Annotated in this window: 19 protein-coding genes and 4 tRNA genes; 15 read left to right on the top strand and 8 right to left on the bottom strand. The window is 57.2% G+C overall.

The window, feature by feature from the left end:
• Positions 1-49: 49 nt before the first annotated feature.
• The 5 genes from groES (at position 50) to gspD (ending at position 5,858) form a co-directional block, all read left to right on the top strand.
• The gene (gene groES / locus MARHY_RS06045) at positions 50-337 is read left to right on the top strand and encodes a co-chaperone GroES (RefSeq protein ID WP_011785505.1); all 288 of its coding nucleotides are present in this window, start codon (positions 50-52) and stop codon (positions 335-337) included.
• A 76-nt stretch (positions 338-413) separates the two neighbouring features.
• On the top strand, positions 414-2,066 hold the full coding sequence (gene groL / locus MARHY_RS06050) for a chaperonin GroEL (protein WP_014421008.1): 1,653 nt from the start codon (positions 414-416) through the stop codon (positions 2,064-2,066).
• A 166-nt stretch (positions 2,067-2,232) separates the two neighbouring features.
• On the top strand, positions 2,233-3,024 hold the full coding sequence (gspN, locus tag MARHY_RS06055; RefSeq protein WP_041654614.1) for a type II secretion system protein N: 792 nt from the start codon (positions 2,233-2,235) through the stop codon (positions 3,022-3,024).
• 1 nt (position 3,025) lies between these two features.
• Positions 3,026-3,874, top strand: a complete 849-nt coding sequence (locus MARHY_RS06060; RefSeq protein WP_014421010.1) for a type II secretion system protein N — start codon at positions 3,026-3,028, stop codon at positions 3,872-3,874.
• A 34-nt stretch (positions 3,875-3,908) separates the two neighbouring features.
• A complete protein-coding gene (gene gspD / locus MARHY_RS06065) occupies positions 3,909-5,858 on the top strand; it encodes a type II secretion system secretin GspD (RefSeq protein ID WP_011785501.1) in 1,950 nt (649 codons plus the stop codon).
• Positions 5,859-5,945: 87 nt separating this feature from the next.
• Here the strand turns inward: gspD and MARHY_RS06070 are convergent, their stop codons facing one another.
• The 6 genes from MARHY_RS06070 to purE all read right to left on the bottom strand — a co-directional run bounded on the left by MARHY_RS06070 (position 5,946) and on the right by purE (position 13,289).
• Positions 5,946-7,925 carry a M48 family metallopeptidase gene (locus MARHY_RS06070; protein WP_014421011.1) on the bottom strand — a complete coding sequence of 660 codons (1,980 nt, stop codon included), beginning with the start codon at positions 7,923-7,925 and terminating at the stop codon, positions 5,946-5,948.
• A 10-nt stretch (positions 7,926-7,935) separates the two neighbouring features.
• Positions 7,936-8,523 (bottom strand): LemA family protein, encoded by a 588-nt coding sequence (locus tag MARHY_RS06075; protein ID WP_011785499.1) that lies wholly within the window; start codon positions 8,521-8,523, stop codon positions 7,936-7,938.
• A 23-nt stretch (positions 8,524-8,546) separates the two neighbouring features.
• A complete protein-coding gene (locus MARHY_RS06080; protein ID WP_022991646.1) occupies positions 8,547-10,607 on the bottom strand; it encodes a putative bifunctional diguanylate cyclase/phosphodiesterase in 2,061 nt (686 codons plus the stop codon).
• A 256-nt stretch (positions 10,608-10,863) separates the two neighbouring features.
• On the bottom strand, positions 10,864-11,442 hold the full coding sequence (gene sodB / locus MARHY_RS06085) for a superoxide dismutase [Fe] (RefSeq protein WP_011785497.1): 579 nt from the start codon (positions 11,440-11,442) through the stop codon (positions 10,864-10,866).
• Positions 11,443-11,515: 73 nt separating this feature from the next.
• Positions 11,516-12,634, bottom strand: coding sequence for a 5-(carboxyamino)imidazole ribonucleotide synthase (locus tag MARHY_RS06090; RefSeq protein ID WP_014421013.1), 1,119 nt, complete (start codon positions 12,632-12,634; stop codon positions 11,516-11,518).
• Between the two features lie 163 nt (positions 12,635-12,797).
• The gene (gene purE / locus MARHY_RS06095) at positions 12,798-13,289 is read right to left on the bottom strand and encodes a 5-(carboxyamino)imidazole ribonucleotide mutase (protein ID WP_011785495.1); all 492 of its coding nucleotides are present in this window, start codon (positions 13,287-13,289) and stop codon (positions 12,798-12,800) included.
• A 186-nt stretch (positions 13,290-13,475) separates the two neighbouring features.
• On the opposite strand from purE, the gene MARHY_RS06100 reads away from it, so the two are divergent.
• The 6 genes from MARHY_RS06100 (at position 13,476) to MARHY_RS06125 (ending at position 16,184) form a co-directional block, all read left to right on the top strand.
• Positions 13,476-14,435, top strand: a complete 960-nt coding sequence (locus MARHY_RS06100; RefSeq protein ID WP_014421014.1) for a coiled-coil domain-containing protein — start codon at positions 13,476-13,478, stop codon at positions 14,433-14,435.
• Between the two features lie 117 nt (positions 14,436-14,552).
• On the top strand, positions 14,553-15,410 hold the full coding sequence (locus MARHY_RS06105; protein WP_014421015.1) for a DUF2846 domain-containing protein: 858 nt from the start codon (positions 14,553-14,555) through the stop codon (positions 15,408-15,410).
• Positions 15,411-15,455: 45 nt separating this feature from the next.
• On the top strand, positions 15,456-15,725 hold the full coding sequence (locus MARHY_RS06110; RefSeq protein WP_014421016.1) for a hypothetical protein: 270 nt from the start codon (positions 15,456-15,458) through the stop codon (positions 15,723-15,725).
• A gap of 179 nt (positions 15,726-15,904) precedes the next feature.
• Positions 15,905-15,980 (top strand) — tRNA-Val (locus tag MARHY_RS06115).
• Between the two features lie 42 nt (positions 15,981-16,022).
• Positions 16,023-16,099: transfer RNA gene (locus MARHY_RS06120), tRNA-Asp, on the top strand.
• Positions 16,100-16,108: 9 nt separating this feature from the next.
• Positions 16,109-16,184 (top strand) — tRNA-Val (locus MARHY_RS06125).
• A 131-nt stretch (positions 16,185-16,315) separates the two neighbouring features.
• On the opposite strand, the gene MARHY_RS06130 is transcribed toward MARHY_RS06125, so the two are convergent.
• Positions 16,316-17,722: a 3-oxoacyl-ACP reductase gene (locus tag MARHY_RS06130; RefSeq protein ID WP_014421017.1), complete on the bottom strand. Its 1,407-nt coding sequence runs from the start codon at positions 17,720-17,722 to the stop codon at positions 16,316-16,318.
• A 191-nt stretch (positions 17,723-17,913) separates the two neighbouring features.
• Here MARHY_RS06130 and MARHY_RS06135 point away from each other — a divergent pair, with 191 nt between their 5' ends.
• The 4 genes from MARHY_RS06135 (at position 17,914) to MARHY_RS06150 (ending at position 21,274) form a co-directional block, all read left to right on the top strand.
• Positions 17,914-19,230, top strand: coding sequence for an acetyl-CoA C-acetyltransferase (locus MARHY_RS06135; RefSeq protein WP_014421018.1), 1,317 nt, complete (start codon positions 17,914-17,916; stop codon positions 19,228-19,230).
• A 108-nt stretch (positions 19,231-19,338) separates the two neighbouring features.
• Positions 19,339-19,415 (top strand) — tRNA-Met (locus MARHY_RS06140).
• A gap of 126 nt (positions 19,416-19,541) precedes the next feature.
• A complete protein-coding gene (gene sstT / locus MARHY_RS06145) occupies positions 19,542-20,768 on the top strand; it encodes a serine/threonine transporter SstT (RefSeq protein WP_014421019.1) in 1,227 nt (408 codons plus the stop codon).
• Complete coding sequence (locus MARHY_RS06150) at positions 20,765-21,274, top strand: shikimate kinase (RefSeq protein WP_014421020.1); 510 nt, start codon at positions 20,765-20,767, stop codon at positions 21,272-21,274. Before sstT ends, MARHY_RS06150 begins: the two co-directional genes overlap by 4 nt.
• A 13-nt stretch (positions 21,275-21,287) precedes the next feature.
• Here MARHY_RS06150 and MARHY_RS06155 read toward each other — a convergent pair whose 3' ends face one another.
• Positions 21,288-22,292, bottom strand: coding sequence for a hypothetical protein (locus tag MARHY_RS06155; RefSeq protein WP_014421021.1), 1,005 nt, complete (start codon positions 22,290-22,292; stop codon positions 21,288-21,290).
• Between the last annotated feature and the right edge of the window lie 16 nt (positions 22,293-22,308).

Raw genomic sequence — 22,308 nt, forward strand, 5'->3', positions numbered from 1 at the left:
CATGCAATTGTCATTGCCACATTAATCTGACTATTGGAGAAACAGAGCAATGAAAATTCGTCCGCTACACGATCGTGTTGTCGTACGCCGTAAGGAAGAAGAAGAGAAAACTGCGGGTGGCATCGTGCTGCCGGGTAATGCCAAAGAAAAGCCTTCCCAGGGCGAAGTGATCGCTGTGGGTAATGGCCGCATTCTGGATAACGGCGAAACCCGTGCACTGGCGGTCAAGGTGGGTGACACCGTGGTCTTCGGTCAGTACGCCGGTAACACCGTGAAGGTTGACGGTGAAGAGCTGCTCATCATGAGTGAGAACGATATTTACGGCGTGCTTGAGTGATCGCAACAGCGATAGGCACGAACGCTCATTAATCCGATTGGTTCAATTTTCGGTTTAACGAACAGGAATAGAAGACATGGCAGCAAAAGACGTTAAATTCGGTGATAGCGCCCGTAAGCGCATGGTAGCAGGTGTTAACATCCTGGCGGACGCGGTCAAGGTAACACTGGGCCCCAAAGGTCGTAACGTGGTTCTGGAGAAGTCTTTCGGCGCTCCGACTGTGACCAAGGACGGCGTGTCTGTGGCCAAGGAAATCGAGCTGAAAGACAAGTTCGAGAACATGGGCGCGCAGATGGTGAAGGAAGTCGCTTCCCAGGCCAACGAAACTGCTGGTGACGGTACCACGACGGCGACCGTACTGGCCCAGTCCATCGTAAATGAGGGTATCAAGGCCGTGACTGCCGGCATGAACCCGATGGACCTGAAGCGTGGTATCGACAAAGGTACCGCCGAAGCTGTTAAAGCCATCCGTGAAATGGCTAAGCCCTGCGACGACAGCCGCATGATCGCCCAGGTCGGTACTATCTCCGCCAACGGTGACGAAACCATCGGCAAGATCATCGCAGACGCGATGGAAAAAGTGGGTAAAGAAGGCGTCATTACCGTTGAGGAAGGCCGTGGCCTGGAAGACGAGCTGGACGTGGTTGAAGGCATGCAGTTTGACCGCGGTTTCCTGAGCCCGTACTTCATCAACAACCAGGACAACATGTCTGCCGAGCTGGAAGACCCGTACATCCTGCTGGTCGACAAGAAGATCTCCAACATCCGCGAACTGCTGCCGGTGCTGGAAGCAGTTGCCAAGGCTGGCAAGCCGCTCCAGATCATCGCTGAAGACATCGAAGGCGAAGCCCTGGCTACTCTGGTGGTCAACAACATGCGCGGCATTGTGAAAGTCAACGCTGTGAAGGCGCCTGGCTTTGGTGACCGTCGCAAGGAAATGCTGCAGGACATCGCCATTCTGACTGGCGGTACTGTGATTTCCGAAGAAGTCGGCCTGACCCTGGAAAACACCACTCTGGATGACCTGGGTACTGCCAAGCGTGTCAACGTGACCAAGGAAAACACCACGATCATCGGTGGCGCTGGTGCCGAGGCTGATATCAGCGCTCGCGTTGAGCAGATTCGCAAGCAGATCGAAGACAGCAGCTCTGATTACGACAAAGAGAAGCTGCAAGAGCGCGTCGCCAAGCTGGCTGGCGGTGTCGCCGTCATCAAAGTGGGCGCCGGCTCTGAAGTTGAAATGAAAGAGAAGAAGGCCCGCGTTGAAGACGCTCTGCACTCCACCCGCGCTGCCGTTGAAGAAGGCATCGTAGCTGGTGGTGGTGTGACCCTCATCCGCGCTATTGCGGCTCTGGACAAGGTAGACGCCATCAACGACGAGCAGAAAGCCGGTGTGAACATTCTGCGTCGCGCCATGGAAGCTCCGCTGCGTCAGATCGTATTCAATGCAGGCGGTGAGTCTTCTGTTGTGGTTGCCAAGGTAAAAGAAGGCGAAGGTTCCTTCGGCTTCAACGCTGCTACCGAGCAGTATGGCGACATGCTGGAAATGGGTATCCTGGATCCCGCCAAGGTAACCCGTTCTTCCCTGCAGGCAGCGGCTTCTGTCGCTTCTCTGATCATCACCACCGAGGCGATGGTTGCAGACGAGCCGGAAGACGAGAAAGCCGGCGGTGGTATGCCGGATATGGGTGGCATGGGCGGAATGGGAGGCATGGGCGGCATGATGTAATGCCGGCCAGATCCCGAACAGGTCTCAGTTTCTGAGGCCTGGCCCGATCTACCCCTGAAAACCCCGCGCTGGTTCACACTGGCGCGGGGTTTTTCGTTTTTTTGTCATGAACTTGCCCAATGGCTTTGTTAGACTCGGCTACCGGTTTTTAAATGTGCCAATTGCAATGACTGAATCCCGACCAAAATCCTTTCTCGGCCCTGGCAAAGTGGTTCTGCTGCTGTTGCTCGGTCTGCTGGTTTACGGGATCACGCTGATTGTTCTGGTTCCGGCTGGCTGGCTTTGGCAGCAGGCCTCGGCCCAGGTGCAGCTGCCAGAGCAGGTTCGGGTGCAGCAGGTATCCGGGCGTCTCTGGAATGGGGCCGCAGGGGTTGTTGTGGCTGGTTTTCCGGCGCGCCTGGAATGGCAATTTGGCTGGCCATCGCTGTCCGGGGTGACATTACCGCTGCAATTTTCTGTGTCTTCATCACAATCCCGCGTGGAAGGGGTTGCCCGTGCCGGTTGGCAGGGTAATTTTGAGGTCAGTGCCAATGGGGTGGTAGCGGTTGCCGAGTTCGAGCAGCTGATACGCCAGAGCGGTGGCGCCATGATTGAGGGAACCGTGTCTGTGGATCGCTTCGAGATGTCCTGGGCAGACGGTCGCCTGAAGTCAGCAGACGGGCTCGGGCGCTGGGATGGTGGCAGGGTTACCTGGCCTATGGGCAATCAGGTGGGCCAGGCCGTGTTTCCTCCCATGCAGGCAGATCTGGACACCGTGGACGGAGGCGTTTCACTGGTAGTGGCAGAGCAGGGTGCAAGCGGGCCGGCGGCTGATGCCAGCATACTCTGGGATGGCATGATGGAACTGCGGGTGTACAAGCGCATGGTCGATCTGGCGCAACAGCCCTGGCCAGATTCTGCAAGGCCGGGTGACGTAGTGTTCCGGGTCCGGCAGCCATTGCTGCCCGGAGGCCTGTAATATGATGAAGCTGTCGGTGGGGCGTCAGGAGCGGTTCTCGCGTACATTGGCGAATCTGCTGTTGCTTGCGCTGGTGCTTTACCTTGCGGTAGAGCTGGCGAAACTAACCTGGTTGGTTGCCTGGAACGACCGGCCTGTGCCGGAAATCTTCGGGCAGACGGCCGCCGGCGCTGAAGTCCGTAGCCGAGTATCGGGGGCTCCGATCGCCGGTTATGAATTCTTCGGGAGACCGGATAATCAGAAGGGTGTGGCCGACGTGGTGCGCCGCTCTGCACCGGAAACCGGGCTGCGCCTGAGGCTGGAAGGTGTGCTTGTCGGGCAGCGTCCGGAGGACTCCGGTGCTATAGTTGCCGGAAGTAACGGCGAAACCGAATACTATCGGGTTGGCGACCAGTTACCGGGCAACGCTGAGCTGGCGGAGGTCGAGGCTGGAAGAATTCTGCTACGCAGGGGGGGGAGGTACGAATCCCTGGCGTTTGAGGAACAGATAGAGACCGGAGCGCTGGTTGCGGAAGAGCCGGTGCAAACGGCAGAATCGCCGGATACCTACCTGGAAGACGCCAGAGCGCGGTTGGACAGTGAAGGCGTGGCTGCACTGGCAACCTACGGTCTGCAGCCTGCAGAGGATCGCAGTGGGTATGTGTATGATGGCTCCAACGCCATGCTGAACGCCGTGAATCTGCGTCCGGGAGATATCATTACCTCGGTGAACGGTCAGCCTCTGGGCGACATCGAGCAGGACAAGCAGTTGCTGGACAGTTGGCGCAGCCAGCCGCAGCTGGATATAGAAATTGAACGTGACGGAACCCTGCTGACGGTCAGTTACGCCATACCCGAACAATGGCGCTGACAGGGTACTCAAAATAACAGGACGATATCGCCAGATGTATAACCACAAGATCAACCTCCTCCAGGCAATCATGTTCGCGCTTTTATTGCCGCTGGCTTCGCTGGCGCAGGCGCAGGAAGAAACCTGGAGGCTGAACCTCAAGGATGCGGACATTCGGGCCTTTGTCACCCAGGTGGCAGACATAACTGGCTACAGCTTTGTGGTGGATCCCCGGGTTAAAGGGAAAGTGACGGTATTGTCCAGTGCCCCCATGAACAAGGACGAAATCTACGATCTTTTCCTGGCAGTGCTGAATGTGCACGGTTTTACTGCGATCCCCGGAGAGGAAGTCGTCAAAATTGTCCAGCAGGTCGATGCCAAACAGTCTGCAGAGAACCTGAACAGGTTTCCGCAAACGCCTTCCGAGCAATTGATTACCCGTGTTATCCAGATTGATAATGCCAACGCCTTGGAACTGGTTCCGATTCTGCGTCCCCTGGTCGCCAAATACGGCCATCTGGCGGGTGTGGCTGCGGCAAACGCCCTGATTGTCAGTGATCATGCCTCTAACATCGCTCGCATTGAACAGATCGTTCGGGAACTGGACAGCCCCTCTAAATACGAAGTGGAAGTGATTCAGCTGCAGGAAGCCTGGGTTGGTGACATGGTGACCCTGCTGCAGGAGCTGGCACCGGAAGAGCTTGGCCGCGCTGGCGGTGAGAATGCCGCACGCAAATACAGCGTGACAGCCGACGAGCGCAGCAATCGATTGATTCTGCGGGGCGACGAAACCTTTCGGGACAAGATGCGCGGTTTGATTCTCCAACTGGACCAACCGTCTGCCAGTGGCGGAACCACCAAGGTGATTCGTCTTCGTCATGCCGATGCCAAGACCCTGACCGAAATACTCAAAGGTGTGATGGGTGAGGTAGTGAAAGAGGGTAGCGCTGGCGGCAGTTCGGGTGGCTCTGCCGGGAATCCGGGCAGCAGCTTTTCAGTCTTTGCCGACGAAGGGCTGAATGCTCTCGTCGTCCGGGGGGACCCCTCCCTGATGCAGGAAGCCGAGCAGATTGTGGCACAGCTGGATGTGCGCCGTGCCCAGGTTATGATTGAAGCGGCCATTGTGGAAATCAGTGATGAGCTGGGCGATCAGCTCGGGGTGCAATTGGCGGCTGGCGATGAGTCTGCAGGTTCATTTCCGGTGCTGGGTACAAACCTGACCAGTGGCCAGGGTATGGTTGGCCTGAACTCCGTGATTGGAGCTCTGGTGGGTGACACTATTCCGCAGCTAGCCGGCGGGTTGACCGTCGGTGCCGGGCAGCGTGATGAGGATGGTGTTACCTGGGGCTTACTGATTCAGGCACTGTCCTCTTCTTCCGCGGCGAACCTGTTGTCTACGCCCAGCATTATTACCCTCGACAATCAGGAATCTGAAATTATCGTTGGCCAGAACGTACCGTTCCGTACTGGCCAGTCTACCGTGACCGGAGACGGGACCACCAACCCGTTTACCACCATCGAGCGGCGCGATGTGGGGTTGTCGCTGAAAGTCACGCCTACGATCAGTGCAGATGGCCTGGTGCGTCTGGTGGTTGAGCAAACGACCGAGGACATTTCCACAACCAGCGTTGATGGTGCATCCGATCTGATCACCAACAAACGTGAGATTAAAACCACCGTGCTGGCGGATGACGGTGAGACCGTGGTACTGGGCGGTCTGATCAAGGACGATTACCAGGTCAGCAAGAGCAAGGTGCCGCTGCTGGGCGATATCCCGGTGCTTGGTCGCTTGTTCTCTTCTGAATCCGAGACCCGCGTTAAGCGCAACCTGCTGGTTTTCCTACGCCCCACGATTATGCTGGGCAAGGCAGATGCTGTGGCGGCGACCACTGAAAAGTTCAACCGCCTCTGGGATGTGAACCTGGAAGTGCGGGAAAAGCTTGGCTTGCCGCAGGAAGAATCTGATCCGTCGGTTGATATGCTGTTTGAAGGGCGCCGGCAGTAGGGAGTTGTGCTGGCGAGACAGCGTGGATAACCGCGCTGTCTGATCATCGCCCTGGCGAGCAGGACTGGGGCGGTGCTTCGAGTGCTCTCAGAGTGGCGGCATCGGGCAGTCCAGCTGATCCGCCACCAGCCTCATTAATTCGTATTCCTTAACTTCCACCTTTCCGTCGTGACTGATGCAATGTCCGCAGGCATCAATAATGGCAGGCTTCAGCAGTGGTGAGAGCTTGCTGAGAACATTCAGAGCAGCTCTAAGGTTCTGCATGGTGATCTTGCTGTGCATGGTTTCGTCGTTTCCGTTGCCGAACCCGGAAATAGCCTCCTGATAGAGCGCTTGAGCCTTTTCCGGTGCTTCGGTGCCGGCCCGGGCGAACAGGCTCAGCACCTGCTCAATGGCGGGTTTGACTTGCCGGAAGCTTCGGTATTTTACGGGCACGACCTGCCCGGAGCCACGGCCTAGATGCCGCCACAGGAAGGTGGTGAGTGCGAGTTCGAACAGGGTCACCCGGTTGTCCGCCTGAACCAGCGTCTGAATATTTGCAAGAAGGGTGTCCCGCTCCTCCGGATCGAGCTTTCGCAGCGCCGGCATGGCCAGTTCAAGCATTGGAAAACGTGCGCGTTCGCCAAGTTCTTTTAGGGATGGCAGTAGTTTGCCAAGCAACTCGGGTTGTGCGCCCAGCACGGAGTGCTCTGGTATGAGAGCAAGCCTCTCGGTTTGCTCGGCGTCCGTCAGTTCGTAGATCACCAGGCCATAGCAAAGCTGAACGGCTCCAGCCCGGGTATATAACAGGTTGCGAAAGGTCGATGGCAGTTTTTTCAGGAGACTGCTGGCGAAGCGCTCGCTGTCCGCGGAAACCGTGCCAACGCGGCTGGACAGCGCAGGGGCTGCCGTTGGAGATTCGTTGGTCAGGGAGCTTGCCAGAGGCGATAGGCTGTACTTTCGGGTGCCTTGAGCGGGTTCGACTACCTGGCTCACCAGGTCTCCAATGGCTGCCTTTTCCGGACTGGGGCCTTGTCCCTGCAAGCGTGAGCCCGGTTCGGTATCCCGTAGCCTGCTGCGCAGGCGTGCCATCAGCCCTGGCTGGATGGCGTTGATTCGTTCGTCAATGGGAGGATGGGATGCCAGCAGGGAGGTGAATTTCATCCTTGCTGCCTCGCCGAAACACATGTGGTTCATGTCGCTGGCATGGCTGGTAGTGTCCAGATACCCGCCTTTCATCCCGATTTTGAACAGGGCGGCGCCAATGCCTTCGGGGTTACGAGTGAACTGAACGGATGACGCGTCGGCCAGCATCTCCCGCTGACGTGAGACGGCCGACTGAATGAGCCGGCCAAAGAACACGCCGACATAACCGATCACCATCAAGGCCAGCCCGATCAGCCCCATGGCAGCCTGTGCCCGGCCGTCCCGGTTTCGGCTACGACCGCTGCTGTAGAAGCCGGCCCTCAGGAGAAACTGGCCAATCTGGCCGATCATCAGTATACCGGCCAGCAGGGCGATCAACCTGACATTGATGCGCATATCGCCGTTGAGGATGTGGCTGAATTCGTGGCCTACCACGCCCTGGAGTTCGTCCCGGTTCAATTGGGTCAGGGCTCCGTGGGTAACCACCATCACCGCTTCACCAGGGGTGTAACCGGCCACAAAGGCGTTGATGCCGGTTTCATGGTCCATCACGTAGAGCTCCGGTACCGGAACACCACTGGCAATTGACATTTCCTCGACGATATTGCGCAGTTTGCGTTCTTCCGGGTCGCGGGTGTCCGGATCGATAGCCCTGGCACCAACCATTCGCGCGACGCGCGTGCCGCCTCCGGCGAGGTCCACCCAGCGTACCAGGGAGCCGATGCCAATCAGCGCGACCACCGCACCGGCGGTTGTCAGGCCATGGCTGGACAGTAGCCAGTAATGAAATGGCAGGGCCGAGGTCTGGCTGCGGGTCACCATGTAACCCACCAGACAGACCGCCAGAGTAATCAGGGTGACTGCGGTGAGAAACAGCACAACCAACAAGCCAGTGTTGCGCCGGGCACTGGCCTGGCGCTGGAAGAAACCGGGGCTCGCCATGAATCAGGCCTCAGAAACTGACTTTCGGAGCCTGGCGGGCCTCTGGAGATTCAAGCTGGAGCTGGGCGGTTTCCTTGAACGCAAACAGGCCAGCGACCAGATTGTTGGGGAACTTCTCGCGGAAGATGTTGTAGTTCATCACGCCATCGTTATACGCCTGGCGCGCGAACGCGACACGGTTCTCGGTGCTGGAGAGTTCTTCCATCAGTTGCTGGATGGTCTCGTTGGCTTTCAGCTCAGGGTAATTCTCGGCCACGGCGTAGAAATTGGCGAGGGCTTTGGTGAGCAGGTTCTCGGCGCTGCCAAGGCGTTGGATCTTGGTGCTGTCGCCTGGGTCACGGGCGGCATCTTTCTGGGCGCTGACCGCGTTATTGCGTGCTTCCATTACCTGGGTCAGGGTGGACTTTTCATGGTCCAGATAGGCTTTCGCGGACTCCACCAGGTTGGGGATCAGATCGTGGCGGCGCTGAAGCTGGACATCAATCTGGGCAAAGCCATTCTTGAACTGGTTGCGCAAAGAGACAAGCTGGTTGTAGATAAACACCAGATAGAGGATGACAACGGCAATTACTACAAGACCGATGACAGTCGTTCCCATGACTACTCCTAAGGGCTAAAGGTTCAGGCGTTATTTTCCACGATCCGGGCGTGGAAAGTCTGTACGAAATTCTCAAAATCTCTGGGTAACAGGGGCTTGGAGAAGAAATACCCCTGAGCAAGCGCGCAGCCACGCTGGCTGAGGTAATACTCCTGCTCTGCTGTTTCCACACCTTCTGCGACGACGGTCAGATTCAGGCTCTTGCCAAGGTCGATGATGGTGTTGGCAATTCGGGTATCTTCCTCGTTGATCAGCAGGTCCCGAATGAACTGCTTGTCGATCTTCAGATGCTGTACCGGCATCTGCTTCAGATAGGTCAGCGATGAATAGCCCGTGCCGAAATCATCAACCGCAATACTGATGCCGGCCCGATGCAGCCGATGCAGCTTGGCGACCGCATCGGTGAGGTTGGTCATAAAACTGGTTTCGGTCACTTCCAGTTCCAGGCGTCCCGCCGGAATATTATGACGTTTCAGGGTGTTGAGAATATCGTCAACAATGGATTCCTGGCGTAGCTGAACGGCGGAAAGGTTCACGGCGATTCTGAGGTGAGTACCTTCGGATGCCCAGCGAGCGGCCTGCCAGCAAGCCTGATCCAGGACCCATTGACCAATCTCGACGATGGAACCATTCGCTTCCGCTACCGGAATGAAAAGGTCCGGGGGAATCATGCCGTGTTCAGGGTGTTCCCACCGCAGCAGTGCTTCTGCACCAATAACGCGCCGGGTCTCCAGATTGATCTGTGGCTGGTAGACCAGATGGAATTCGTGGTTTGCGAGGGCCTGGGCCAGGTCCTTTTCCATCTGTTTGCGTTCGCGAATTTCCTTGTCGATGCTGGCCACATAGAACTGGAAGTGGTTGTGCCCGGTCTGCTTCGCCAGTGCCATGGTTTGTTCGGCGCTCTGGAGCAAGCGATCGGCCTGGTCGGCATCTGACGGAAACAGGGAAATCCCCAGGGTGGCGGTCATGGAAATCCGGTGGTTGCCCGAATTGATGGGGGAGCCGATGGTAGCGAGTACCTTCTCGGCGGTTTCCGCCGCCTGGAATCCATCGCGCAGATGTTTCTCAACAATGACGAACTGGTCGCTGCCCAGCCGCGCGACATTGAATCTGTCGGATGAGAGGTTGGCGGTCAGGCGACTGGCCACCGTTTGAAGGATGGTGTCGCCGGTGCGGAAACCGCACTGCTCATTGACGGATTTGAAGTCGTCAATACCGCAGACCATCAGAGCGATAGAGCTGTGGCCTTCCTGGGCTCGTTCAATAGCGCCCTGAAGATCTTCCATAAAGGCATCGCGGCTGGGCAGGCCTGTCAGTGTGTCGTAACGGGCCAGTCGGGTGACCCGGTCCTCTGCTTCCCGATGTTTTTTCTGGGTATCTCCGATGGCTACGAGCAGATTGTTGGTGGCGTTAACCCAGAGGCCAAGTTCGTCGGCCCGGTGTCCTTCCGGGATCGAAACCAGGCGATCGTCCGGGTGTGCCGGGTCCACCTTTTTGACCGACTGCACAATGCGCAGCAGCGGGCGGGTCAGCAGCAGATGGAACACCACGAACAGTACGATGCCAAGAATGAGTGCCAGGGCGATGCCTGATGCAAACGTCACCAGTGCTCGGCCGAGCCAGGTTCGAGCATAGGGGGCGGTGTCGTAGTGAACCTCAAGATAGCCGTAGACAAGATCCGGATTGCTGCCTCGCGTGAGACTCTCGCGGTATTCGCGAACCTGGCCGAATATCGGGTCAGTTAAAGGGCGAAACGGGGAGTCCTGCAGAGGCCGTAGCCGATCACCCAGTTCATCACCGTCGGGATGGGTGATTTTGGCCATGTGAATGGGTTCCAGGGCGAACAGTCCATCCACCACCTGTTGGGCGAGCGTGTCATCAATGCTGAAAACGGCCTGGGTGGCAGAGTCTTCCACCATGGCAAGGGTCTGGGCCGCATCACGCTCCAGTTCAGCGGATACCCTCTTTGCATCCAGCACCACCTGTACCGCGCTCATCAGAATACCGCTCAGCAACGCGACGAGCAGTACCCATCGGAGAATGCGATATCCGAGGTGGTTCTCTACTTCAAAGGTTTTTTGCATCCGCTGTTCTTGGCTCATCTGTCTGATTGGTTCTGTCGGACCCTGCGACAGGATCTATCACGCGGCACATGACAGTATGGTTCAGATTCCTTTCAACTTCATGGAGTATGGACGATTTTTTCAGAGTTTCTTGTGGATGCGTGTGTCGATTTGTTTCGGTTTCGTCGCATTCAGATACAGAAACGCCCGCAGGGGTTCCCGTGCGGGCGTTTGGTCAACGGTCAGGCTGTTGCTACCTACCGTTGTTCCGGCTGGATCAGGCCAGGTTTTCGTTCACGAAATCCCAGTTGACCAGGTTCCAGAACGCTTCCAGGTAATTCGGACGGCTGTTCCGGTAGTCGATGTAGTAGGCGTGCTCCCAGACATCAACGGTCAGTACCGGCTTGTCGGCGCCGGTCAGCGGAGTTTCGGCGTTGCTGGTGTTGGCGATGGCAACACTGCCGTCAGCTTTTTTTACCAGCCAGGTCCAGCCAGAACCAAAGTTGTTGGCGGCCTTGTCGTTGAATTCTTTCTTGAAGTCTTCGAAGGAGCCAAAGGCCTTCTCGATGGCTTCTTTGGCGGCGCCGGTGGGTTCACCACCACCGTTCGGGCTCAGGCAGTGCCAGTAGAAGGTGTGGTTCCATACCTGGGCTGCGTTGTTGAACAGCGGGCCGCTGGCGCTCTTGATGATGTCTTCCAGAGACTTGTTGGCATTCTCAGTACCTTCAACCAGACCGTTCAGCTTGGTTACGTAGGTGTTGTGATGTTTGCCGTAGTGGTACTCAAGGGTTTCCTGAGAGATGTGCGGTTCCAGTGCGTTTTTTTCGTAAGGCAGTGCGGGAAGTTCAAATGCCATGAGGTCGTTCTCCCTGGTTCTCTCTGTTTATGTGAGTTGACACTCTCGCAATATAAGGGCGGTTTGAGTTAAATCAACCCTTTGTTGTGAGAGAGCTTTTAAACTCGGGGCTGCCGGGCAGAAACTGAGCGCAGTTCCGGACCCGCCAGACCAGCTCTTCATAACTGTCTGCGAGAATGTTCACATGCCCGAGCTTGCGCCCTGGGCGCTCCCCTTTATTGTAGAGGTGAAGGTGAGCGTAGGGCAGTTCCAGCATTCGTTCAATGTCGCCGTGCTCGCCGATGATATTAATCATGCAGCTCAGGCCGCGTGCCTGAACATTGCCCAGAGCATGTCCGCTGACCGCGCGAATGTGATTCTCGAACTGGCTGGTCATGGAACCCTCAATGGTCCAGTGTCCGGAATTGTGAACCCGGGGTGCCATTTCGTTTGCTACCAGGCCGTCCTCGGTCTCAAACAGTTCCAGAGTCAGTACGCCCACATAGTTCAATTCGTTCAGTAGTGCCTTGATATACTTTTCAGCATCTTGCTGGACGTGGGGTTGCAGTCCGGGTGCCGGGGCAATTGAGTAGCGCAGAATGCCCTCGTGGTGCGTGTTCTCGGCCATGGGGTAGAACGCCACATCGCCATCCTCGCCGCGAACAGCGATGATGGACACTTCGCGTTTGAAGTCAACGAACTTCTCCACGATTACCCTGGGATGGCCGATGGCGGTCCAGGCTTCTTCTGCCTGTTCCGGATCTCTCAGGACTGCCTGGCCTTTGCCGTCGTAGCCCTCAGTGATGGATTTGGCTACCACCGGGCAGCCAAGTGCCTCGGCAGCGGCTTTCAGGGAAGCGGCGCTATCAGCGACTTTCCATTCCGGCGTTGGAATGCCAAGCTGGCCGAACAGGGTTTTCTCTGCCTCCCGGTTCTGGCAAATCTGAAGCGCCCGGGGGCAGGGGTGAACCGGCTTGTGTTGGGCCAGCTTCTCCGCCACTTCAACAGGCAGGTGCTCGAATTCGTAGGTTACGCGGTCGACGCGGGAGAGGAAGTCGTCCAGGTAGCTGCCGTCGCGATCCACAATGACTTCCCCCAGACCAGCGCTGGGGCTGCCGGACATGTCGTAGAACACAAATTCCTTTGCGAGGGGGTATCCGGCAAGGGCCAGCATGCGCCCGAGTTGGCCGGCTCCTAGTACACCGATTCTCATCTGGTTCTCCTGCTCTTTATTTGGGGCGACGCCAGAGCGGGCCGGGGAGGGCTTTCCAAAACTGTTGAGGGCCATGGACGGCCCGAAACAAGCGCACAGGGAGGTGCTTGTAGCGTGTTTTGGAAAGCCCTCCCCGGCCCGCTCGCCTGGTCTCGGTAATAGGTTATTGATCCCTGGGGTCAGGGTTGTCCAGAATCGTCTGGGTCTGGTTTTTCCTGAAGTCTTCCACTGCCTGGCGAACCTTGTCGTCGAACGTACCAACGATCTGGGCTGCCAGCAGGCCTGCGTTGGTGGCGCCGGCCTTGCCAATCGCCAGGGTGCCAACAGCAATGCCGCCTGGCATCTGCACGATGGAAAGCAGCGAATCCAGGCCATTCAGTGCTTTTGATTGTACGGGCACGCCCAGCACCGGCAAAGACGTTTGTGAGGCAACCATGCCCGGCAGGTGCGCCGCGCCGCCGGCGCCACCGATGATGACCTTCAGTCCGCGATCGGCCGCGGTCTTGGCGTAATCAAAAAGCAGATCCGGTGTGCGATGGGCGGAGACAACCCGGGTTTCGTAGGGCACGCCGAGTTTGTCGAGCATATCGGCAGCGTGTTCCATGGTGGGCCAGTCAGATTTGGAGCCCATGATGAGTCCAACAAGCGGCTGCATAAGCAACAGTCCTGTGATAATTGGAAAGCCGGCCATTGTATGTTCTGGCCAGTTGCCGTGCAACACGGCAAGCCCGGGCGTCCGGGTGCCGGAGCGCTTTCTTTAAAAGCCTTCATTTTAACCTGTCCGTAACTGCAGGTATTATCGTCGGTTATACAATTAAACCATCCATTTCCAGGAGCTGTAATGGAACCCATCCGCCCGGACGAAGATGAGCTGAGAGCAGAACCCCCGATCGGCGCCGGGGAAGCGCGAACCCCTCGTGCCAGTAAAGAGCGTGAGACTGGGCGTGGGGCTCCCAAAGCCAGGCCGCCAGGTGCAGCTGCGGGCTCTGGCGGAGGCGGTGGTCGTGGTGGACGAGTTCTTGTCTGGGGGGCGATTTTCGGGCTTGCGGTGGCTGCTGGCGCAGGGTGGTATAGCCAGAGTCAGCGCATCGCGGCGCTGGAGAGTCAACTGGAAGAGGCGGATTACTGGGCGCGGCAAAGTAAGCTGGCGCTGGCCCGTTTTGAGGGCGAGCTTTCGGAAACCGGGGAATCCTTGCAGGAGCGGGGTGCCTCTCTGGAGGAAAAGATAGCGGCCAATGCGGAAAAGGTTGAGACCGCCAACAGTGAAATCCGCAAGCTCTGGGTGGTTGCTAATGAGCGCAACCGGAAACAGCTTGAGGAGCATGGTCAGCGGCTCTCGGTGCTGGATCAGAATCTGGCCGAGACCGGCAAATCGGTGTCAGATCTGGAAACCACGCTCGAGCAGGTTCGTACCACGTTTGCTGGAGATATCGCCCAACTGAGCCAGAAGCTGGAGACGTCTGTGGCTGCGCTGGAGCAGGCAAATAGTGAGGCGACGTCGCAACTGACCAGGCTGAGTCAGCAGATCGGTGATATCGATCAGGTGGTAGAGAGCCGTATCCGCCGGTTTGAGCAGGAGCAGAAACTGGGTATCGATGGTATTGAAAGCCGGCTGTCCTCCGTCGAGGCTCGAACGGACGGCCTCGCAGGAGCCGGTGATGTTCGGGCGCTGCGGAATCGACTGGCAGAACTGGCCCGGACCGTGGAATCCATCGATGCTTCCCGTGCCCAACTTACCTCACGCCTCGTGCGCCTGTCGGAGGAGGTCAATCAGCTCAGGGCGTCGAACTCAGGGCAGTAACGGTTGCCGGGGGTGAATGTAACGGTTTGTATTCATCCCTTGCGGTAGCTCTCATTTCTTGTGGTGGCCAGTTGTTATGATCGTCCCTACTCGATAAGGGATGAAGAGTGCATAACAATGAAAATCCGAGTGCCTTTCGTTAAAAGTGCCGCCGTTGTGGCATGCTTTCTGGTGTTGTCTGGCTGCACCGTTTATCAGTCTATCGGCAAGAGTGTGGGTGGCTTTCTGCATCCGGTGTCGGGCCATGATTTCGTGCATATCGACACCGATCAGTGGCACCAGAGCAATGCCTTGTTGTATTTCTACCGTACCCACTCCCAATGGGCGGCGGATGAGATCGAGTCTCCCAGCGTCTATATTGACGACAAGCACTATTTCAACATTCGCAATAACAGCTTTACCTGGCTGGAAGTGAGCCCCGGTGAACGGCACATCGCCATGCGTCGGCCTTTGCTTGGGCTTGAAGGCCTGAACTCCTTCAGTTTGAGCCTGATTGCGGATGCCACTCTGAAGGTGGAGCCTGGCAAGATCTACTACCTGAGATACAACGAACTGGAGGAGCCCTCGCGTCCTCATCCGGACCTGGACCCGGAGCACCCGCTGGCCTCCGGCGAGCTGCAGCTGGTTACCCGTGAATACGCCATGCAGTCGGACGAAATTGTGTCCACGCTGTTCCTGAACAGCGATCTACTGGCGCCGAACCATGCCGCAACGTCGATTGTCGAAGTTAACGAAGATACCGACTACGAGAAGCGGAAGCTGGCTCTTGAGCAGGAGCGCGAGCTGGAGATTGAGCGCCTGCAGCAGCAGGGTAAATATGAGGAGACCTCCTGGTTCTGGCCATTCGGGGGTGGGCCAACGGTGCCGCTGGAAGCCGATCGCAAGCTGAAGGCGCTGGAGCAGGAGTATGCCCAACTGGAACTTGAGCGCGAGCGCAGGGAAGAGGCAGAATCGGGAGGCTGGTGGATCTTCTAGGCAATGTCTACACTGGGGATGGTGTAGTGAAGAGAGATAAAAACAATGTCCTTCAAAGATACGTTCCGGCTACGTATTGACAGGCTGGCCGGGCAGGTTGGTCCGTTGCTTGAGGAATCCTGGCGGGAGGCTCGGCAACGCCTGGATGACCTTAACCAGGCGCTTGCCAGTCAGGCGGTGCCTGGCGAGCGCCGGGCGCGAGTGAGTGAGCTGGCTCTGAAGCGAAAGGGGCAGCAGGCAGGCCAGAAGTGTGCGGAAATACGGCCCTTCCCTGAGCAGGGTAAAACAGTACAACGTTCTGATTTTGATCAATAAATGTTCGCCTGAGAGCGTCTCGGAAAAAAGTTCAGTATTTTTCGGAAAAACATTTGACACAGTGAGCGAAATGCTTAAAATGCGCGTCTCACTTGGTTGAGACAGCAACGCTGACTCAGCAGGCGCCAAGCGCAGCAAGTGACTGTTTTGAGCCTGAAGTAAAGTAAGGCAGCGAAAGTGGGTGGTTAGCTCAGCTGGGAGAGCATCGCCCTTACAAGGCGAGGGTCGCAGGTTCGATCCCTGCACCACCCACCACTTTCAAAACAGAGTTCAGATTCGGCAAAGCTGAATCGATGCGGAGCGGTAGTTCAGTTGGTTAGAATACCGGCCTGTCACGCCGGGGGTCGCGGGTTCGAGTCCCGTCCGCTCCGCCACCTTACCCTGGGTGGTTAGCTCAGCTGGGAGAGCATCGCCCTTACAAGGCGAGGGTCGCAGGTTCGATCCCTGCACCACCCACCAGATTCTAAAAAGCAGACCAATCTGGTCTGCTTTTTTTATGCCCTCCGAAAACGTCAAGCTCGTTTGGCGAGCCGCAAAAAAGCCGGTCTGGGTTACCCTGACCGGCCTCTTCCTGAAGTGTCTTTTCTGAATTACTTGCCGATCAGGGACTGGCCGCAAACCCGAACCACGTTCCCGGTCACGCCCGCAGACGCAGGGTTGCAGTACCAGGCGATAGCCTCGGCCACATCTACCGGTTGCCCGCCCTGAGACAGGCTGTTCATGCGTCGACCGGCCTCACGGATGGTAAACGGCATGGCGGCGGTCATCTGGGTCTCAATAAAGCCCGGGGCAATGGCATTGATGGTGATGCCGTTCTTCAGATGACGGGCCATGGCTTCGACATAGCCAATCACGCCGCTTTTGGCGCAGGAGTAGTTGGTCTGGCCGAAATTGCCTGCAATGCCGCTGATCGAAGAAATGCAGACGATGCGGCCGTTTTCCCGCATCAGTTTGCGCTCAGCCAGTTCCTCGTCAATCAGCTCTTCTGCGGTCAGGTTGACGGCAATGGTCATATCCCAGAAATGTTCGGGCATGTTGCCAAGGGTCTTGTCTCTGGTGATTCCGGCGTTGTGGATGACGAAGTCGACACCGCCGGTTTCCTTCTCGATAAAGTCTGCGATCAGCTTTGGCGCTTTTTCATCGGTAATGTCGCAGGCGAGTGCCTTGCCTTTCAGGGCGCCGGTTACTTTCTGCAATTCCTCGAGTGCCGGCGGAATGTCGAGCCCGATAACAGTTGCTCCATCTCTGGCCAGGGTTTCAGCAATAGCGGCGCCAATGCCTCGGGACGCGCCGGTCACCAGGGCCACTTTGCCGGCCAATGGTGCGACCGGATTGGTGGCTTTGGCTTCGTCGGCTTTGCCGATGCGAACCACCTGCCCGGAGACGTAGGCTGAGCGTGGCGACAGGAAGAACCGAACCGAGGAATCCAGCTGGTTTTCGGCATTGGGTGCGATCCAGACCAGGTTCGCGGTAGCGCCCTTTTTGCCGATTTCTTTGCCAACGGCTCGTACAAAGCCTTCCAGTGCCTGTTGTGCAGCGGCCTGGGGCGCCTTGCGGCAGGTGTGCGGATCCTGACCAATCACCAGAACCCGGCCATTCGTCGCCAGTTTCCGGATAGTGGGGTGGAAGAAGTCATACAAGGCTCGCAGTTCGTTCGGTTTCTGCAGGCCGGAGGCATCAAAAATCAGCGCTGAAAACTTTCCGGAGACCTCGCCGGTGATCTCCAGTGCCCGGGCTTTGGGGCTTGCCTTGGCCGATTCGGCCAGGGTTTCCGGCCCGGAGGCATGGTGCAGGGTGGCCGGGCTGGCGCCAACAATGCTGCCAAGGGTGGCGATGGCGCGGGCACCATTGCCGGCCCCAATGAGGACGTCGCCCTCAATAAAAGGCTGATCCACCCGCTTGAGGCGTTTCAGCGGGGCCGGTGACGGCAAGCCAAGAGACTGGGCGGCGGTTTTTCCTACCGGGGTATTCACGAGTTTGAGGTAGAGGTCAGACATGTTTTCTTCCTTGTGCATCTGGTTGATTGCAAATTAGCCTAAAGGGTAAGGAATCTTCCAGCTATTGTATTGACTGAACGCAGGTTGTGCGTTGTCAGAGTTGCCAATGAGAGACTGCCGTCAGGCGCTAGACTCATCAACAGTATCGGTGAACCGAAACAGAATCATCTGACTCACAAGGAAACACAGCGATGGCACAGGCAAAGAAAACCTCATCACCCGTGAAAGGGGCAAGCCAGGGCATTCGACGGGTTGCCGTTATTGGCGGTAACCGTATTCCGTTTGCCCGCTCCAATACTGCCTACAGCAAGATCAGTAACCAGGAATTGTTGACTTCGGCGCTTCGTGGGCTGGTGGATCGCTTTAATCTGGACGGCATGAAAATGGGCGAAGTGGTCGCGGGCGCCGTGATCAAGCATTCCAGGGACTTCAACCTGACTCGTGAATCGGTTCTCAGCTGTGGTCTGGCACCTGAAACACCGGCCTACGATATCCAGCAAGCCTGCGGAACCGGCCTGGAAGCCGCGATTCTGGTGGCGAACAAAATCGCGTTGGGGCAGATCGAGTGCGGCATTGCCGGCGGCACCGATACCACGTCTGATGCGCCGATCGGGGTGGGCGAAGGGCTCCGGGAAATCCTGCTGGACCTCAACCGTGCCAAGACCACCAAGGAGCGTCTGAAAATTCTTGGCCGTTTCCGGCCTGGCTATCTGGTGCCGGAGATTCCGGAGAACGGCGAGCCCCGTACAGGCATGTCCATGGGGGACCATTGCCAGGTGACTGCCAAAGAGTGGAACATCGCCCGTGAAGATCAGGATCGCCTGGCCTGGGAGAGTCATCAGAAGCTGGCAAAGGCCTACGAGGAAGGCTTTTTCGACGATCTGATGACTCCCATGGCCGGTCTCGATAAAGATAATATCCTGCGTCCGGACACCACGCTGGAAAAGCTAGCGACCCTCAAGCCCTGTTTTGATCGGGAAAACGGCACCATGACTGCAGCCAACAGCACGGCGCTCACCGATGGCGCGTCGGCAGTGCTGTTGGCCAGCGAAGAGTGGGCAAAGGCCCATAACATGGATGTGAAAGCCTGGCTGACCTTCTCCGAAGTGGCTGCTGTGGATTTCGTCGACAAGAAAGAGGGCTTGCTGATGGCGCCAGCCTATGCCGTACCCCGGATGCTGGAAAGGGCCGGCCTGACCCTTCAGGATTTCGATTTCTATGAGATTCACGAGGCATTTGCGGCCCAGGTTTTATCTACCCTGAAAGCCTGGGAAGATCCGGGCTTCTGCAGGGAGCGCCTGGGGCTGGACAAGCCATTGGGCACCATTGATCGCGACAAGCTGAACGTGAAGGGTTCGAGTCTGGCCACGGGGCATCCGTTTGCCGCGACTGGAGGCCGTATTGTCGCCACGCTGGCCAAGCTGCTGGAGCAGAAAGGTAGTGGTCGTGGCCTGATCTCAATCTGCGCCGCTGGCGGCCAGGGCGTGACGGCAATTCTGGAGCGCTGATCCGGGCGGGATAGGTAATAACCGAAATCCTCTTTGACAGCTGGCGGCCAGAGCTATAGTATTCGCGCCACGTTGATCGGGCCTCTACCTGATTGATGAAAAGTTTGATGCGGGATGGAGCAGTCTGGTAGCTCGTCGGGCTCATAACCCGAAGGTCGTTGGTTCGAATCCAGCTCCCGCTACCAAAAAAGAAAAAGGCAGGTCAGTTACCTTCACTGATCTGCCTTTTTTGCTTTCTGGGCGGCAGATTATTCCCATGGCCATTATTGCCGGGTGATGCCCCTTTCTGACCAAGCAAAAGGAGCCCAAAGATGTCTTCCCGGCGACTTGGCGTTGTACGCCCCCTGCTGCAGATGGGGTTGATACCCCAGATTACCATCGGAATCATTGCCGGCGTTTTGCTGGCCGTGATTTGGCCTGATACTGCCCAATCGGTTTCTCTGCTTGGCCAACTGTTTATATCCGCCCTGAAAGCGGTTGCGCCTATCTTGGTGTTTGCGCTGGTGACGGCAGCCATTGCCAATCACCAGCAGGGACAGCCAACCCACATTCGTGGGGTGTTGCTGCTCTATGTGATCGGTACGCTGGTGGCGGCTGTGGTAGCGGTGATCGCCAGCTTTGTCTTCCCCACGGAACTCACGCTGGAGCTTCCGGAGGTCAGCGGCAACCCGCCTGGCGGGGTAGTCGAGATCCTGCGCAATCTTCTGCTGAGCGCGGTGACGAATCCGGTCAGCGCCCTGATGGAGGGGAACTTCATTGCTATTCTGGCCTGGGCCGTTGGTCTGGGATTAATGCTGCGCCAGGGCCGTGACGCCACCCGGCAAGTGGTGAACGACCTGTCCGATGCAATTTCCGGCATTGTCCGGGCCGTTATCCGGTTTGCGCCCCTGGGAATCTTCGGGCTGGTTGCCAATACCCTGGCCGATGCCGGCATCGGCGCGCTGCTGGAATACGGCCGCCTTCTGGCCGTCATTGTTGGCTGTATGCTGTTTGTGGCTCTGGTGACCAATCCGTTGATTGTCTTCCTCCACACCCGCCAGAATCCTTACCCCCTGGTATTCGCCTGTTTAAGGGGCAGTGCCATCACCGCCTTTTTTACCCGCAGTTCCGCTGCCAATATCCCGGTTAACCTTAACCTGTGTGACCGGCTGGGGCTGGACCCGGATACTTACGCTATTTCCATCCCGCTTGGTGCCACTATCAATATGGCCGGTGCCGCCATCACCATCTCCGTGATTACCCTGGCGGCTGCGAATACCCTGGGTATTCCGGTGGATTTCCCGACCGCACTGCTGCTTTGTGTGGTGTCGTCTATTGCGGCCTGCGGGGTGTCCGGCGTGGCTGGAGGTTCACTGCTGCTGATCCCGCTGGCGACCAGTCTGTTTGGTATCTCCACGGAAGTGGCCATGCAGGTGGTTGCCATTGGTTTTGTCATCAGCGTGGTTCAGGATTCCACCGAAACCGCATTGAACTCATCAACCGATGTTCTGTTCACCGCGGCGGCCTGCCGTTCGGCAGAGGCTCGTGAAGCAGCATGACCATCGGGCGCAGAAATCTGGTGTTTATCGGCATGCCTGGCAGCGGCAAAAGCACCGTCGGGGTGCTGGTGGCGAAACGTCTGGGCCTGGGGTTTATCGATACCGATCTGCTGATACAGGAGCAGGCCGGGCGAACGCTGCAGGAGATCGTTGATCAGGAAGGCTATCTGGCCCTGCGCCGGATTGAAGAGCAGGTACTGCTGGCACTTGAGGTTGAAGGTCAGGTCATCAGCACCGGTGGTAGTGCGGTGTACAGTGAGGCCGCGATGACGCACCTGAGGCAGAAGGGTACCGTAGTGTTTCTCGATATTTCTCTGGATGAGGTACGCAGACGTATCGGCAATTACAGTCTCCGCGGTATCTCCCGTCGGCCCGACCAGTCTCTGGAAGCGTTATTTGAAGAGCGTTTCGCCCTTTATACCCGCTACGCGGACCTGACCATCAAGGGCCAGGGGCTAAACCAGGAACAGGCCTGTCAGGCGGTCATCGATGGGTTGCCACAGTAACGAGCAATTCCTGTCAGGGCAGATCCTCGCGCCAGTGTTTGACCCGGACCTGATCCTTGATGGCGTCGACCACCTCCAGTATCAGGTTGATTAGCGCTTCGTTTTCGGCCTCTTCCTGTTGTTGGCCAGGTTCGGGCAGGAACACGTTGACGATATCTTCAATAAACGCATGGTTAGAAGTGGAAGCGAGGTCTTCGAGAATCTGGTGAATCACATTGGCGACAATGTCACCCACCGCATTCTCCAGCGTATCCTGGATGGTTGGCCCCACCACTGGCAGGTATTTCAACCGGGACAGCTCCAGATTCTGCTTCAAGGCCTGGTCTACCCGGTTTTCCAGGTAGGCCCTCAATGCGCCGCGATTTGGTACGTAACCCTCCTTGGCTGCCACTGCCACCCGCTCTGAAATCCAGTCTGACAACATTTCCCGCCGCGGATAAAGAATATCCTGCTGGATACGCTCAAACAGAGGCGAGCCCCGTCGAACTTCTTCCTGAACACCGCTGAGTACTTTCAGGACAATCCGGTCAGACAACTCCTCCATGAATGCTTCGTAGTAGAAATTAACGAACCGGAACAGCCGGGTGTTGGTGAAATCGATGATCTTGTACTGATGCAGCCGGTAGATAATAGAGATCACCCTCAGGATTCTCAGAAACCGGAGGCTGCCAACCGGAATGCAGCCCACCAGATCGTACCAGTGGATGAACGGATAGAAGTACCAGCGGTCATAGACTTTTGCCCTGATTGAATAACCCCAGCGCAGTACAAATTCGCTCAGGAAAATGGCCACGAAGATCAGGTCGTAGAAGATGAAGCGTTCATGAATGGGGTGGTAGGCAGATTGCAGTGCCGGCGCGTAGTCTTTGAGGAGATTCTGCACAGCCACAAAGTTGTAGATGGAATCCCAGATGATGAACGAAAGGTTGATGATCAACAGGCCAAGCATCAGAAAGTCGATCAGGAACCAGATCAACTGATGACTGGATTTCAGGTTTTCGCGGTTTACATGAAGCATCCGTAGGACCTGTCTA

It is taken from the genome of Marinobacter nauticus ATCC 49840 (assembly GCF_000284615.1).
Classification (GTDB): Bacteria; Pseudomonadota; Gammaproteobacteria; order Pseudomonadales; family Oleiphilaceae; genus Marinobacter; species Marinobacter nauticus.